Source organism: Niallia sp. Kr1, assembly GCF_050389805.1.
Lineage (GTDB): Bacteria > Bacillota > Bacilli > Bacillales > Cytobacillaceae > Bacillus_BD.
This window is the reverse complement of record NZ_CP130945.1, coordinates 1892719-1908487: the sequence shown is the minus strand read 5'-3', so window position 1 is coordinate 1908487 and position 15769 is coordinate 1892719. Positions and strand designations below refer to the sequence as shown.

Here is a 15769-nt window from a genome sequence, read left to right as displayed (position 1 = left end):
GCGTTCACTCTCCGTTAAACCAGTGGGCAGGAAGTTCGTACCCATATTGCTCTAATTTTTCCGAACAATACGGACGAATCCCTGTGGATCCATGTTTTCCAATTACTTTACCATCTGCACTTGTTCCACTTTGTTTGAAAGTAAATAAATCTTGTAAAACAATGGTTTCCCCTTCCATCCCAATGACTTCCGTTATATTGACCACTTTACGGCTTCCATCCTTTAATCTGGATTGCTGAATAATAATGTCAATCGCTCCCGCAATTTGCTCCCGGATGGCACGAATTGGTAAGTCCATTCCAGCCATTAGAACCATCGTTTCAAGTCGCGAAAGCATTTCTCTTGGTGAATTGGAATGTCCCGTTGCCAAAGAGCCATCATGCCCCGTATTCATGGCTTGTAGCATATCCAACGCTTCCCCACTCCGAACCTCTCCAATGACAACTCGATCTGGTCTCATTCGTAACGAGTTTTTAACTAAATCACGTATCGACACAGCCCCTTTTCCTTCTATATTAGGAGGTCTTGTTTCAAGTGAGACGACATGGTCCTGTAACAATTGCAGTTCTGCGGCATCTTCAATCGTAATAATTCGTTCATCATGAGGGATAAACGAGGATAAAACATTCAACAAACTTGTTTTACCACTTCCAGTACCACCACTGATAAAAATGTTTAACCTAGCCTTAACACATGCATCCAAAAATTGTGCCATCTCTTCCGTTAATGAGCTAAACCCAATTAGATCCTTCATTTGTAATCGATTTTCAGGAAATTTACGGATCGTGATAGACGGTCCTACTAATGATAAAGGGGGGATAATCGCATTGACCCTCGACCCATCAGGAAGACGTGCATCAACCATTGGAGAACTTTCATCAATTCTCCTCCCGAGCGGAGATACAATTTTTTCAATCACCTGTAAAGTATGTTGTTCATCTCGAAAGTAATAATCACTTAAGGTTAATTTTCCTTTTTTCTCTACATAAATTTGATAGGGACCATTCACCATAATTTCCGATACATCCGGGTCTTCCAATAATGGGGTAATTGGTCCATATCCGATCAGTTCATGTGAGACCCGGTCGATGAGCTCTTTCTTTCCCTCAAATGATAAACGATCCTGTTTATCATTCAAAAATTTCATCGATTCTTTTTCGATTAAATCTTTTTGTTCATCATCTGATAGATTGGGGATTTTTTTTAATTCTGTTATGAGATGACTTTGTAATTGTTTTTTTAACTCAGATTCAACGGGTCTACTTTCCCTCTTTTGATTGGATGGTAGATCCTGCTGATTTCCTTCAGAAGTTAATGTAGAGAGATTTTTTTCATTTAACCGTTTTAACAAAGACAATTCCATCTCCCCCTATTTCTTTGCACGTTTAAATAAGGACCATTCTTTTCTCTTTTTATCTTTTTTTCTAGATAAACCATCTATATTAGGCGTACCATTGATGAGCTTTTCAGCCATTTTCATAATCGCTTTTGCCACACCCGTTCTTGGTGCGGAGGTAATAAAGGATTCCCCTTTATTAATCGAGGAGATCACAGTTCGGTAATCGCTTGGAATACTTCCCTCAATCTTCATTCCTAACACATCTTCTACAATGTCTTTAGTCATATCTTCCGCTTCCGAATCCCGATTTAGAATGACATGGATTTTATCCCTTAGTTCTAATAAACTCAACGTTTCGATCGCCAGTTTGCCATTCTTTAAAGCAGGCAAATCTAATGAAGCTATCAGTAAGATGACATCGGATTTTTCAAGAGCCACTAAGCTTGTCTCCACGAAGGATGGCGGCGTATCAATGACGATCATGTCATACTGGGTTTTCATATTATCGAGAAGAAAGTGAATATGCTCTCCTGTGATTAACTCTGCAAATTCAGGAAGTGATGGTGCTGCAAAAATGTCAATTCCAGATTTGTGATGTAATACATAATCGTCTATAGATTTGTCCCCATTTTCATAAGACTGCTTGACCCAGTCGTAAATCGTTCTAGTCGGTTGTACATCAAATAAAAGCGATACATCTCCAAATTGTAAATCCAAGTCAATGATAGCGACCTTTAAGTTGTGTTTATTCAAGGCAACAGCGGTGTTTACGCTGATTGTTGTTTTTCCGACTCCGCCTTTTGTGCTACAAACGGTAATGATTTTTGCTTCTTTCTCTTGCTCTTTTGGAGCCTTGTCGCTTTTTAATGTTAACCCTAGAATTTTTTCCGCTTTTTGAATCGATTGAATGACTTCTGATTCGTCACTTTCAATATCGAGGACATCCACAGCTCCTGAAAACATCGCTTTTTTATAATCAATATCCTGTTTTTGAACCAATAAAAGAACGACTGCTAATGGATACATTCGTGAAATTTCCAAACAGATTTCATATGGATCTTGAATGGAATTCGGTCCGATGATTACAACGGTTCCTCTCGATTCTAGAAGACCCGTTTTTAATTCAGCAAACGTATCATAAATTTTACTATTCTTCCTTAACTCGTCTAACATTAGTTTAACAGCGGTCGAATACATTCTTTTTTCTGAAAGAATAAAGTAATTCATTCTCATAAAACATCTGTCCTTTAACCATTAAGACGTTTTTTCGTCCTCACTCCCCCTTAACATTAGAGTGACTGTTCCTCTTTCTTTTGCCAAAGCTAGATTCGCTCCATCTGTGGGGGAGACTTCGAGGGTTACCATTTGATAAGGTTCTTGTGTATTTTCTTGGGTTTCTTGGGTTTCTTGAGTTTCTTCTGTTACTTCCTTCTCTAAAACTGTTTTCCCAACGGCTAGAACCTTAACGTTTTCGATTAAAATCTGTGCGTTTGTATTTTCTTGAATAGGAATTGGCTGAACGACCACTACATCGACAAAGGATCCTGGCTGTACGAAACCAGATACACTTTGAACTTCATTTACTGGAATGGTCATCGCTCTTTTTCCCACTGTAATGTCTAGTATCTCTTCATGTTTTGGTTCTATTTGATCAGGTTGTTTTACTTCCTCACTTGGAGGCGGATCTATATTTTCATTAGTATCCCCATTGTTGTTGGTCAATATGAAGAAAATAACCGACATGAGGGCCCCAAATATGATCGCTATTATCCAGATTTTTTTTGTATTCACTGTATCACCTTTTATTAATCTGTCAGTTTAAAACTATAGGTTCCATAATCCTTTTGATTGGATGATGACTCCCCTGATTGGGAGTATCTAATAAACCTTCCAGTTACTTCGGCTCCTCCGCTCGTCGAAGAAACCCCTTCTAAAAAGAATGTTCCAAACCCAACGATACGCACTTGTTTAATTTGATTTTGATCCGTTTGAACGGGTTCATAGATAGGTATTAATACAACCCTTGAACAACCTGTGGGATAAGTCAGATACGTAGCATTAGGACAGGAAGCAATACGTTTATCAACCGCTTCTTTCGTTGGTCCCGCCAATTGACCTGTTTGTGTATTTAATATTTGACCGATTTTCAGTTCAAATTGATATCCATTTGTTAAATCAGTTTTATAGTCCTTTGCTCCTGGACCAGTCAATGCAATAGCACCAAAGTTACCATTAGCTGAATCACTTACTTTTAACACTTGTAATGTCCCGAAAGATAAATTCGTCGTCGGTTGTACCCCTAGAGGGATGGCCCCTTTTCCTGAAGTCAACGCTTGAAGTTCAACTCTTGCTTTTGCCGTAATATCTGGCTCATCGAATCCTAACGCTTTGGCAAAATAAAAAGTCGCCTTTTTCGTACCTGTTACTTCAATCATTGTATAATCCGCATTCGTGTTGATGGAAAAATTGTTAGGATTGCTATTATTTAGTTGTATCGTTTTATCGATCTCTACTTTTGCTTTTGAAAAATGACTGGGTAATTCTTGGGCTCCAGCCAATGCAGCCGCATCGACAATCTTTTGCAATCGATTTTTTTCAAGATAAAGAGATCCCATATCGATGACCAATGCTAAAAAACCTATAAAAACTGTCATACTAAGGGCAACTAAGACAATAACGGCTCCATCTTCATTTTTTGAAAAAGCTTTCATCTTATTCCACCCTCATGACCGTTTTTGAATGGAGAACAAAAGGATTTGGTAGAACATTTTGTAATAAAGGAACGGAAATGGAAACGGGATACGTCATATTTACAGTCACGTAGGTTCCTCTGCTACGGCTTTGACTAGTCGGTGATATCATCACACTTACATTACTGTCATTTAAAGATGGTGCCGATGCTTTAGCTCTTTCTTCCACTTCTACATCGGTTCCACCCAAACTAGCTATCCTTGCTGCTTCACGACCAGCGTGTTCAAGGGTCAGATAAGTATGAAAAATACGACCAAAATCAATGATCCCAAACAAAATAAACATAAGGATCACTAGAGATAGCGCTAGTTCCACTGTTGCTTGACCTTTTTCTGACTTGATCAAAGTACATTCACTCCGTAATAACTTAGAGTTCCAAATACAATCGCAACTCCATATGGAAACGCATGATGCAATTCATTTTTGCTTAACGTATCCAACGTTTTAAATTGGGCCGAAAAGATAATTCTCTTTAGTGAATTTAGTAGATCCTTTTTTACTAACAAAATGATTAAGGCTATTATGCCACCAATTATGGCGATATATAGGAATGAACTGAAAGTAAATGAACTGCCCTTTAACGCACCAATGGCCATTAACAGTTTAACGTCTCCTGCTGCCATTCCTTTAAGGGCGTATGGGATGAATAATAGACCGAAACCTGTTAATATACCTAGAAAGCTGAAGAGGAAGCCATCCCAGCCGTTTGTTATTGTATGGAAAAGAAGGCCGATTAACATGGCTGGAAATGTAACCAAATTTAAAATTTTCCTGTTTTTAATATCCGTTACAAATGAAATCGCTAAACAAATAAATAGTACTATACTTGTCATTCCGTCACCTCATAAAAAAACCCACTCTCAGATTTGAATATAATTTGAAAGTAGGTTTTTTATAAAATAGAAGCTTTTTAAAATTTAGTATTGAGATAAATAGATAAATTATTATCCGAAAATTTGTGTTTTAACCGATTGTAACTTAGTCACTATTGCCTCACCAAATGCAGTAAAAGCAGCAACAGTACCCACTGCAATTAATCCAAGGATTAAACCGTACTCAGTCATTCCTTGTCCTTCTTCTTCTTTAAAAAACTTCTTAACTTGGTTCAACATAATATGTGAATCCACCCTTCGTATAAAATATAGTTTTTTTGCATAAAAAAATACTATACCCGAAGAATAGTATCGAATGATCACTATTTTCGGCAGCTGGCTGGCATATCGTATGAACGAATGAAGCCCCTTTAGCTTTGCGTCCCAAGGTTTCCCCTGGTTTGCCTTTATCATTTTTTAAAACAACGCCAACGGTAAGATCTTTATGTTGAATGCTTTTTAACACTGTGTCGGTGTTGTTTGTAATGTGATATTAACACGCGAAATATACATGTAACAATCAAAAAAATTTTCCATTTTAACGTGATTCTGGAATACCATTTTGAACTTATTCTAAAAAACCCAATAAAGTAAGGGATGTTGAAAGTGAAGTCGATTTCGAAGACTGGTCAGATGAAAAATATACCAATAAAGGTTTATCAATTTAACACTTTCTTTAAAAGATTAAAAGGTTTAATGTTTCGAATTAGACCAATCGTGGAAGAAGGAATTCTTTTAACCCCCTGTAATTCAATCCATATGTTTTTTATGTTTTTTCCTATTGATGTTGTTTTCTTAAATGAACAGTATGAAATTGTATCGTTACATAAAAATGTTAAACCCTGGAGAGTTATTTTGCCGATCAAAAATGCTAAATCTGCATTAGAATTACCGCTAGGAACAATTACTAACTATTCTTTACAGATTGGAGACACCATTAACATTAAGCAATAAAAAACGCATACGTTTTTAACGAAAGGGTTCCGTTATAAGGTGCAAATTAGGTATACTTCTACTGGCTCTAATTCTATAAATTCTTTATTCGCAACTACTAAATTAGAGTAGGTGAAAGAGCCTTTTGCTTTAGATAGGAAACGAAGAAATCAATTGTATATACACGAGTACATGATAGCATTAGTAAAGGAAAAGATTAAAAGAAATTGAGAGGAACAAAATGGGCGTAGTATTTATCGTTATTAACGTTAAATACTACGCCCTGATATACTACATTTAAGGGTGCTAAAGTTCAGTAAGTACGAGCTATCTTCAGCAGCCGCTGATCTTTAACAATCGGGGGCATTTATACAAAAGGAATGCGCCTTTACACAGGTTGGGCTAGATTTTCTAATCCAACAAAATCAGTCTCATAGTTTTTATTTAAAATTCTGTACAGCAATTTATTCTTCTCGATTGTAGGAGGCATCCGGCAGCAACTTTTAGAGAAAAAATTGAAAAAAATAAATAAGGCAAAGGAGAAAAACGACTTGTTTATTTTCCTTGCCTTATTTAGGTATTATCAGATGGCCCCTTTTAAGACCATTAGATGCCATATCGTCTTTTCATTTTTACAGATGAACGAAAGGTAAAAATCTCTGCATCTGTTGACTCTTCTTTTTTTATACGTAAATTTACTTGACCTGTCTAATTTTTTTCTTCTTTTTTTGGAGTTGTTTTAAAATTAACTAATTAAACTTACAAACATCCCTTTACAAATTTACCTTGTTTTCTTTTTTGATTGAATTAGAATTGTTGGAATAATAACTAAGATAATAGAATGAACTAAATTACGGGTATTAATATAAATAATTAAACCAATCAATAAAAATACTATAGTTGCAAATCGGCATCTTCCCAAGGTACCTCGTTTGATCGACTAAGACATTACGGTCTGCTAAAAAGAGAACTTTTTTCTTTTTGAAAAAACTTTGTCCAAATGTTTTATATTTATTTTATAATTAATAATGATTATCATAGTTAATGATGAAAATAAATGCTTTAAACAATAAATAATTATTAGAAAAAAAGTATGTTTATTGATTTAGCAAGTCCTTTACTGGGGCTTTTTCAATATAAGCATATTTTCCAAATGCAGGTTTTTGAGTCAATGTTTCAATCGGGATGATATCCTGTAATTCCACTGATGTGCTGATTCCAAGTTTAGAGGAAAGCTCACTTTGGATGGAGTCAATATTTATTTCATTTACAAATTGTAGAATAAAAACAAGGTGGTCACCTTCAGACCTAATCTTCCACATAAATGGAACATGACTTAGTGAATACACGGCTTCTTGGACTTGAAGAAAATTGATGGTTTTTCCTTCAAAGACCATGGCGTCATCTTTGCGGCCATAATGGATGACAATTGGGGATTCATTGCAACATCTGCACATACTTGACTTTTTAACTTCTATTAGATCCTCGTTATAATAGCGAAGAAGAGGCATTCCCTCTCTGGCTGTTGTTATGACACAATTGCCAATTGTATCGAATTGCACTTGGCACCCCTCATCGTCCACAGCTTCTACTTTTAGTTTTGGGTGATTGAGATGATAGTGCCCAGCCTTACAGGTTACAAACAAACCTCCTGTTTCCGTACTGCCAAATAATAAATAGACAGGAACACCCCAAAGTTTTTCGATATATTTTTTTCTTGCCGGGGACACTAATTCTCCTGCTAAAATTAGCGCTCTTAAGCCTGGTATAGGGAACTGTTCACCCATTTGTATTCCAGTTTGATGAAGTTTAACTGCTTCTGTTGGAGATAAAGCTAAAATGGTGGGATTTACCTTTTGAATGATCTCAACTGCTCTCTTTAGGGGAGCAGCATTGCTCCATTCATCCACCCCAATGTGCCCTGCTTTTACTTCGCGCACTGCCCAATACACAATAAAAGCAGGCAAGGCAACAGCAAAAGGAAATCGATTTAATATAATATCCTTTTCATTCAACTTGAGATCTGATCTCAGCAAAACATCCACTTCTTGCTGAATATCATCGTGGCTGAACCAACTTGGAGTCGGTATTCCAGTCGTTCCGCTTGTTTCATGATAAGTTGCAATTCGCTCAGGATTAACACCCATTACTTCAAATATATCAACATTCCTTAATTCTTCTTTTGTTGTGAAGGGGATTTTCTCCCAATTTCCAAGATTCATTCCTGCTAATTTCTTTTGGTAAAAATTGGATTGCAATGCTGCCTCAATAAAGAATTGATTATTCATTAAAAATCCCCCTTTCTTTCTTTTAAAATGTCTTGAAGAAATTCTTTTATATCCATTTCCACTTTTTCCACACCATTGACATTTTCTTGGATAATTGTATTGAGTTCTTGTATCATATCTACACCGGTTAATTGAACATTCTTTGTAAAATCAGTAATATTACTGATTTCTTCCGACCCTGCAGATAACTGTTGAGCGGCAGCAGAAACTTCCATGATTTGATTCGACACTTCTTTAATCTTATCCTGAATGAGCCCAAAAGTAAGTTTGACATCATTTACTACTTGGATTCCGTTATTTACTTTCTCTTTTCCTTCTTCCATAAAATCCACTGATTTATCCACATTATTTTGAATGGATGAAACAATATCCGTGATTTGTTCAGAAGAGAATTTTACTTCTTCTGATAATTTTCTGACCTCTTCAGCCACAATAGCAAATCCTCGCCCGTGTTCCCCAGCTCTGGCTGCTTCAATCGCCGCATTTAGGGCTAATAGATTTGTTTGTGATGAAATATCAGTTATTGTTTTAACAATTTGACCAATTTCACTAGAATATTTCAATAGATCCATTATGACTGCCGAAAGATTATCGACAGAGAGGTGAATAGACTTCATTTGTCCCATTACAATGTCAAGAGATTGAAATCCTTCTATTGCAGCTTCATTAGTTGTTTGGGAAGTGTTTGCGACAGACTGCGCGCTTGTAGCAATTAGATCAATGCCACTTGAGAATTCAATCATCGATTCTGTACTTTTTTCAACATTTTGCGCCTGTAAATTAGCTCCCTGTAATACATTTCCTGCCAATTCTTTGATTTTATGAATATCATTTTGAAACTGTTGGATAGATGGATAGAGTTCACTTATATAACGAAAAGTTTCTTCATTCGTATCGTCCGCTGCTGTTTCCGAAGACAAATCAATCTGTTCATGTTCATGTTTGTTCCCGTCTCCCTTTTTTAAAACTTGTTGGATGGATACAAATAAAACGAAAAGGATGACAATTAATACAACCATAGCAAGCGTAATGTATAAATCAAAAGCATGAGTATACATATATCCTAACAACAATCCATTCGGAATAAGCAAGAGTAAAAGCAAAATAACATAGATATTCCTTTTTAAAGCCATACTTTAAATCTCCTTTTTCAATTTTAACGGTCTGATTAGCCAAAGCTAAAAGAGATGTAACTAATTGTGATCGGACTAATATAAACCAATTTATTTATATGTAAAAAGTCTAATAAACACTGTAGTTTATTCGAACATTAATTTAATAAATTCATATTTAACCTGTTAATAGTTAGGAAAGAAGCTTTCAAGCTGCCAATCTAGAATATTGTAAATAGTTGATAATAATAAAAAATCCCTCCTTCGTAATTTTTTCAAACACGTTCCTCTCTCCTTTCATAAAAAACACCTTTCCTATTAAGCAGGAAGCCTTCGATAAGTTTATCATGCTCGTTAAGTAAATTATAGTAGAATAGTATAATAGTATACTAGTGCAATTGTACTAAAATAAATAGTAACAACCCTATAAAATGATAAAATCACAAAGCTTAATACTCATAAGGTCTTTAGTTAAATATTACTATATTTGTTATTTGAAAAATTCTTTCAAATATTTCATTATGTTTTCTTTATCTAGGTTAGAATTATAAAAGGGATAATTAGTATAGTAGGATAGAGTGCCTCAGAAGTTGAATATTATAAGTACCCGAATATGTCATGTATTTTACCCTTCTAAACCTGTTTCAGATGATTTGTAAACATGTTGTTTAGTATAGAATCAAACAGTTCCTATCCTTTTTTCAATAAAGTAAATCTCATCTAATGGAACAGTGAATACAATACAACAATCAGTAGATCGTTTGGGTGGTTCCTTTTATATCACTCATCGATCCTATTGTAAATTTGAAAAAGGTATCGAATATCACTCCAATTAATGAGACATTTACGGTTAATTTTAAAGACTATGAAAAACTGCTTATGTTTCAATGTTGAAGGTTAATATTTTAAATTGAATTAATTGAGTAGAAACTTAAAAAAGGAGTAATCAAATTTAGAATATTTTTAGTTTAGTCATTTTTTACATGGTTAAACTCCTGCTCTAATAAGTTTAATAAGTGATCTAATTGTTGGCTGCACTCAATAGATAATTCAGAAGTAAAACCATATTTTTCTGCTGTTTCATACATTTTCTTACGCTTATTTTCGATAAGTACCATTAAGTAATTCATAAGTAAGCCTCCTTCTGATAAAAAATACATGTTTTTTTAAAAATGGTTATATTTTACTAAAATAGTATAAAAAAATTAATATAATTTCGTTATTGTGGGTGTATTTATGCCTGATATAATCAATTAGAAGATTGAGGATAAAAAAAGTTTTTTCGTCCTTTAATTGACAGGTTTTTCATTTTATCCACAGTCAGTAAAGGGTCAACCTTCTCTTGTTATACGAGGTGAATAAATATTTTTGCCTTGTTAAATGCTTGCACTTTTTACTTTAAATATGTAAATACGAAAAAGAATGTTAATAATTTACATGTTAAAAATCTTGATTAGACATTTAAAACATAGATTGTTTATGACACTTTAAAATCTACTTACCACATTAATAGATTAAAAATACTTTGAGTTTAATTTATAAAAATTTTCTACTATAAATTTTATCCAATTTGGTCTTATAATAAGGACCATTTTCCTTATCTTTTTAGATCAATCCAGTTTTTTAACTCCGCTTAACCAGAACGGTTAATATCCAACCTCTTCATCCTTTTATCCCACTTCCTTTTTATCAGTTGTTTCAATTTTAAATAAATTATGCTGGAAAGTCGTTTAAATGTGTATCACCGTATGCTCTTATTAAACTGCAAGGGTGGAAAACAGGATAAGATTCCTATTTCTTGTTTTATTCATTTTTGAATAGGACCCCTTTCCTATTTTCAATAGTGAACAAAAATTTAAACTGTTACACTTTAAGCGCTTAATTATGAAAAAAAGAGAGATTAGAGAGTATATTTGGATTCAAAGGAAAGTAACATAGCCTAAGGAACCGGCGTTAATATAAATATTATTAAGACAAATTTAATAAATTATTTATTGATGAAATTACAATGATTAAAATTAATGATAGTGTCATATAGTGTTATCATTCTTGAAAGGGATTTAGGAATTCAGTTCGTTGCAAGAAGAAGTAGAACATATATCTTTTTCACCTTGATTGCCCTCAAATTAAAGACTCTCGATTTAGCAAGCCAGTAAATCAGAAGAGTTTAACAAATATTAGAACTGGGCATATCTAAAACTTTATCGAAACAAGACTCCTACTTCAATTTTGTGCAGGGCGTAGCCCAAAAATAAGGGGGAGATGAATGTCGGTTGGCGATAGCCAAAACATTTGTTTGCATGGTAAAATATCCCTGTAAGTTGTTCTTTGAAAACTGGATTATAGGGTTAGTGCGAGAAAGGCTTCGCATTGTAAAATATCCAAGCACATCGCCTTTCACGCATACCGAAGTTGCGAAAACCAAGCTAAAGTAGGGTGCGTGGGGGGTTCAACGTATTTCTACGATGATTACATTAAATTTGAGGCACTTTTTCTCAAACGATCCAAGCTTATCTTCTTCGTTTGCATTAGTAATTCTTCTACCAGTTTAGAAGCAGTTATAAACTTGGTTTTAGCCAATTTGGATCATTTCTATCCCCAAAGCAGTGACCAGATGAGTTTTTCCTTTATGGAAAGCTTTCTATAATTTTGTTTAAGGCATGTTTATTCATATCGTCCACTTTTCCTTTTGGGAAAAATAAAGTCCAGGAACGCTGTTAAAAGGATTCCTGGACTTTTATATTCGGACTGTTACTGGAAACAAAGCTTAATGTTTCTTGCATTAAAACGATGTAGGTTTCGACAGTATGTTTATTAATTATCGTGAACCATTACTCAACGTAAATACTTTTGCTTTCACATAATTATCTAACAATTTGTATTGTATTAACTGGAAGTTTATTTTAAAAAATAGTACTTTACTTTATAATTACACCAATTGTCATATCTATTTGGTGAGTGAAACATGCTATTTTTCGACAAATCTGGAAAAGGAGTAGTGTTCTACTTTTGTTAAGGTTTTTGTGTTGGTTAGTTAATAAGGGAAATGAATAGGGAGGGAGTAATATTAGTCAAGCATTTAAGATAAATAGGTTTGATGAACAGTATTTTAGTAGCGATCATTTTATTTTAGTGAATTAGTGTTTTTATTTTAGCAGGAGAGTTGCCGTTATATTCTGAAGGAATTGATGGAGAGGCTATGCCGGAAAAAGGAGACATTATTTCACCGGATGTTCCATAAATATGGGATTCATTCTAGAGTGATTATTTTTATAACTATGCAACGATCGCAATTGTTGAGCAACACTGTTAAATGATCATGAAACACTGGGGTGTATCGAGGCCACTTGTTTCCTTTCGGAATACACTTTACTTTGACAACTAAGGTAACAACAGACATGTCTGGTTTGATTAATTTTGCTTTCAAAATTAATCTTGAAAATAAAAATACTCTAGAAAGTATATTAATTCCTAGAGTAAATAAAAAATTAAAATGTACTTATTTTTATTTAACAGCTTCTTTTAGTTCTTTACCTGGTTTAAATGCAGGTACTTTAGAAGCTGCAATATCTATTTCTTCACCAGTTTGTGGATTGCGTCCTTTTCGAGCTGACCGTTCACGTACTTCAAAAGTTCCAAATCCAATTAATTGGATTCTCTCTTCTTTAGCAAGTGTGTTAGAAATGGTTTCAAATAATGCATCTACTGCTTTAGCTGCATCTTTCTGTGTCAATTCAGATTGTGTAGCTACTGCTTTTACTAATTCTGTTTTGTTCATTATCATGCACCTCTATTTAATCATTACTATGTAGAATCTAAAATATAGCATAAATTTTCTTTCAATACTATGTCCAGTATTGTAAATTTACAATTTCTCTAAGAACAAACAATATCTTTCCATGGCCAACAACTGTATTTGGCTGTTGGTAACCTAAAGATTTTGCATCTTTTTCTCAAATTATAATTAATACACTATTAGTCCTCACAAGGAAAACTGTACCCTCGTAGGTATTATTTTTTCTTTCAAAAAGTATAATTTCCCCTGTACTTCCTATTTTTCTATCTGATAAGACTCCTTTTTCATTTTGCATTGCAATATACCTGATCGTCCTGGAAACAAGATTGTACAATGTATTTTAGTTGTCAATTGCCTTAACAAAAAGTGTCTCTTTGAATGTCCATTCTATTGACATTATGTAAGTATTAGAAAAGTAGTTGAGGAGTGACTACTTTTAGAAAGAAGAATTTTATTAAGAATCACTTTTAACTATTTAATCATTTTTAAAATACTTTTTGAGTTTTTTATCATCCCCAATATTCCAAGCCCTTTTTTCGCTTCTTTTGATAATTTCTTCTCTGCAATCTTTATGATCTTTTCTTCCGCAATAGAATAATTACCAGAATTAAATATGGTTTGAGGATCGTATTCAATTGTGAGTTGAATAGCTTTGGTTTCATCCTCACCGACAATTTTATTAGATAAATATAAAGCCATATCTATTCCTGCGGAAACTCCAGCAGCTGTTATTTACTTCCCTTGTTCAACCACTCTCTCTCTTTACGGGTGTAACTCCAAAATCACTTAATAGGTTGATCGGTTTCCAATGTGATGTTGCTTTTAACCCAGTGAGTAGTCCTGCTGAAGCTAGTATCAAAGAGCCAACACATACAGAGGTTGTCCATTTTGTTGTTTTATCTATTTCTTTTATCCAACTCAATACATTGTCGTTTTTCGTTTCTTTAATAAACCCAATAGTTGAACCCGGTATAAATTAAAATATCCGCTTCTATCATATCATCAATACTATGCTTTACATTCATATCTATAAAACCAGAATCAGCTTTTATTTCACCTGTTTTTTCAGCGACAAAGTACACTTCAGCATCAGTGATATTTCTTAAAACCTCATAAGGTCCAATTGCATCAAGCATAGTTATTCATTATACAAATAAATAATTATTTTCATCATTTCCTCTCCCTGATATCTCGGCTTTTAAACTAATTTTCTTTTATTTTTCTTGCTATGTAGTTTTTGTGAATTTTTCATACATGTCTAGTCGATAAATCGTACATTGCTATTTTCCTGAATATTCAATCAATAATTTATTGTCATTATAACAAAAACCCGCCTATTAAATAGACGAGTTTTATCTGCCATTTTATTTGTCCATTTTAATTTCATTTTGGGGTGTATTTTTTTGAAAATGCACCCCAAACGAAACCCTTTAGGTTTTAACATGTGCGTTATCCAACATCATTAGGACATCACAAAAGCATCGATCCCTAATCCTTGAATTTGTTTGACTCGGTCATCTGCATTTTCTCTTGTAGAGAAGGCACCCGCCTGGACTCGATACCAGGTCGTACCTGAAATCTGAACTTCAACAACAAAGGCATCGATATTGCTTTGACGTAACCGAGCGACTCTTTCTTCAGCATTTTCTAAATCTTGGAATGATCCAGCAATCACTCGGAAGAGTGTTCCAGTATTACTTCCCGAATCAGTACCACGGCCACCATCTGAACTTCCTTTCTTCTTTGGTAAATTAAAGGCTTTAACAATACCGTTGACATGCCCTCTTGCGACCTTTTCTCTCCAAGAAGGTTGTTTCATTAGATTTGCATCGCTGCTGTTATCGATAAACCCATTTTCCGTGAGTATGGCTTCCATTTTAGATTCTCTTAAGACATGTAGATTGCCTTTCTTTTGCCCACGATTAATAAGTCCATTCACTTTCATAATTTCTTCATGCATAATATCTTGAATTCTTGCGGATCTTGACCTGTCATCTAAACCACTATAAATAAAATCTTCATACCCTCTTGATGAACCATTAAATGCATTACAATGGATAGATAAGAAGAAATCAGCTTTCCAACTGTTTGCTTCATTTGTTCGTTGAGATAAACTTGGGAATGTATCGCCTGTTCGGCTCATTTTTATTTCAATATTGTCATATTCATCCACTAAAATATTTCGAATACGGAGTGCAATGTCTAAGGTAATATCCTTTTCCCTAAGACCATTTCCGACGGCTCCCGGATCCGATCCACCATGTCCCGGGTCCAAGTAAAGTTTCATCGTATCTTCCTCCTTTTATTCTTTTATACTGACTACTAACAACCTATGTATCTATATTCACACCGTAAGGGCATTTACCCCACTAACTGTTTTTTGTAAAGAAATTGAAATATTTATGAAACAAAAGAAAAGGCACCTCATAGATGCCGTTCCTCCCTTTTTGGTTATCCTGCTTACACATAGCTTTCTTATCCCATTGATATAGAAATACTCTCCTTTTAATTTTACCCTTTAGCTCTCCAACTAACTTTATCTTTTTTAAAAATTAAAAACTCACCACTATCAGTCGGTGAGCCTTTCAAATGAAATTATTTATAAACGGGTTCAAGAACGAATAATTGTATTAATTCGGATCAAAAGTTTTGAGTGTTTCAATTCTTAAAAGTTTAAA

The 15769-nt window shown here is 34.3% G+C and carries 16 protein-coding genes and 1 riboswitch; of the genes, 1 reads left to right on the top strand and 15 read right to left on the bottom strand.

Annotated features, from left to right (window positions below; all coding sequences use genetic code 11):
• Nucleotides 1–4 precede the first annotated feature (4 nt).
• The 7 genes from Q5760_RS09395 to Q5760_RS09365 form a co-directional block, all read right to left on the bottom strand.
• Entirely contained in the window at nt 5–1357 is a 1353-nt protein-coding gene (locus Q5760_RS09395) for a CpaF family protein (RefSeq protein ID WP_428911924.1), read from the bottom strand.
• 12 nt (nt 1358–1369) lie between these two features.
• Nucleotides 1370–2572: an AAA family ATPase gene (locus tag Q5760_RS09390; protein WP_428911923.1), complete on the bottom strand. Its 1203-nt coding sequence runs from the start codon at nt 2570–2572 to the stop codon at nt 1370–1372.
• Between the two features lie 21 nt (nt 2573–2593).
• Complete coding sequence (gene cpaB, locus Q5760_RS09385) at nt 2594–3130, bottom strand: Flp pilus assembly protein CpaB (RefSeq protein WP_428911922.1); 537 nt, start codon at nt 3128–3130, stop codon at nt 2594–2596.
• A gap of 14 nt (nt 3131–3144) precedes the next feature.
• On the bottom strand, nt 3145–4050 hold the full coding sequence (locus tag Q5760_RS09380) for a pilus assembly protein TadG-related protein (RefSeq protein ID WP_428911921.1): 906 nt from the start codon (nt 4048–4050) through the stop codon (nt 3145–3147).
• Nucleotide 4051: 1 nt separating this feature from the next.
• On the bottom strand, nt 4052–4435 hold the full coding sequence (locus Q5760_RS09375; protein ID WP_428911920.1) for a TadE/TadG family type IV pilus assembly protein: 384 nt from the start codon (nt 4433–4435) through the stop codon (nt 4052–4054).
• The gene (locus Q5760_RS09370; protein ID WP_428911919.1) at nt 4432–4923 is read right to left on the bottom strand and encodes an A24 family peptidase; all 492 of its coding nucleotides are present in this window, start codon (nt 4921–4923) and stop codon (nt 4432–4434) included. Before Q5760_RS09370 ends, Q5760_RS09375 begins: the two co-directional genes overlap by 4 nt.
• A 111-nt stretch (nt 4924–5034) precedes the next feature.
• Nucleotides 5035–5202 (bottom strand): Flp family type IVb pilin, encoded by a 168-nt coding sequence (locus Q5760_RS09365; RefSeq protein ID WP_428911918.1) that lies wholly within the window; start codon nt 5200–5202, stop codon nt 5035–5037.
• Nucleotides 5203–5290: 88 nt separating this feature from the next.
• Nucleotides 5291–5378: riboswitch (cyclic di-GMP riboswitch) on the bottom strand.
• A 217-nt stretch (nt 5379–5595) separates the two neighbouring features.
• Between Q5760_RS09365 and Q5760_RS09360 the strand changes: the two genes are divergently transcribed.
• Complete coding sequence (locus Q5760_RS09360; RefSeq protein ID WP_428911917.1) at nt 5596–5916, top strand: DUF192 domain-containing protein; 321 nt, start codon at nt 5596–5598, stop codon at nt 5914–5916.
• Between the two features lie 1076 nt (nt 5917–6992).
• Here Q5760_RS09360 and Q5760_RS09355 read toward each other — a convergent pair.
• The 8 genes from Q5760_RS09355 to Q5760_RS09320 form a co-directional block, all read right to left on the bottom strand.
• Entirely contained in the window at nt 6993–8183 is a 1191-nt protein-coding gene (locus Q5760_RS09355; protein ID WP_428911916.1) for a phenylacetate--CoA ligase family protein, read from the bottom strand.
• Nucleotides 8183–9316 carry a methyl-accepting chemotaxis protein gene (locus Q5760_RS09350; RefSeq protein WP_428911915.1) on the bottom strand — a complete coding sequence of 378 codons (1134 nt, stop codon included), beginning with the start codon at nt 9314–9316 and terminating at the stop codon, nt 8183–8185. Before Q5760_RS09350 ends, Q5760_RS09355 begins: the two co-directional genes overlap by 1 nt.
• 947 nt (nt 9317–10263) lie before the next feature.
• Nucleotides 10264–10425, bottom strand: a complete 162-nt coding sequence (locus tag Q5760_RS09345) for a Spo0E family sporulation regulatory protein-aspartic acid phosphatase (protein WP_428911914.1) — start codon at nt 10423–10425, stop codon at nt 10264–10266.
• 2375 nt (nt 10426–12800) lie between these two features.
• The gene (locus Q5760_RS09340; RefSeq protein WP_428911913.1) at nt 12801–13073 is read right to left on the bottom strand and encodes an HU family DNA-binding protein; all 273 of its coding nucleotides are present in this window, start codon (nt 13071–13073) and stop codon (nt 12801–12803) included.
• Between the two features lie 489 nt (nt 13074–13562).
• Nucleotides 13563–13790: a hypothetical protein gene (locus Q5760_RS09335; protein WP_428911912.1), complete on the bottom strand. Its 228-nt coding sequence runs from the start codon at nt 13788–13790 to the stop codon at nt 13563–13565.
• Nucleotides 13791–13836: 46 nt separating this feature from the next.
• Complete coding sequence (locus Q5760_RS09330; RefSeq protein ID WP_428911911.1) at nt 13837–14013, bottom strand: DJ-1/PfpI family protein; 177 nt, start codon at nt 14011–14013, stop codon at nt 13837–13839.
• Between the two features lie 22 nt (nt 14014–14035).
• Nucleotides 14036–14227 carry a hypothetical protein gene (locus Q5760_RS09325; RefSeq protein ID WP_428911910.1) on the bottom strand — a complete coding sequence of 64 codons (192 nt, stop codon included), beginning with the start codon at nt 14225–14227 and terminating at the stop codon, nt 14036–14038.
• A 326-nt stretch (nt 14228–14553) separates the two neighbouring features.
• Nucleotides 14554–15378, bottom strand: a complete 825-nt coding sequence (locus Q5760_RS09320) for an N-acetylmuramoyl-L-alanine amidase (RefSeq protein ID WP_428911909.1) — start codon at nt 15376–15378, stop codon at nt 14554–14556.
• Between the last annotated feature and the right edge of the window lie 391 nt (nt 15379–15769).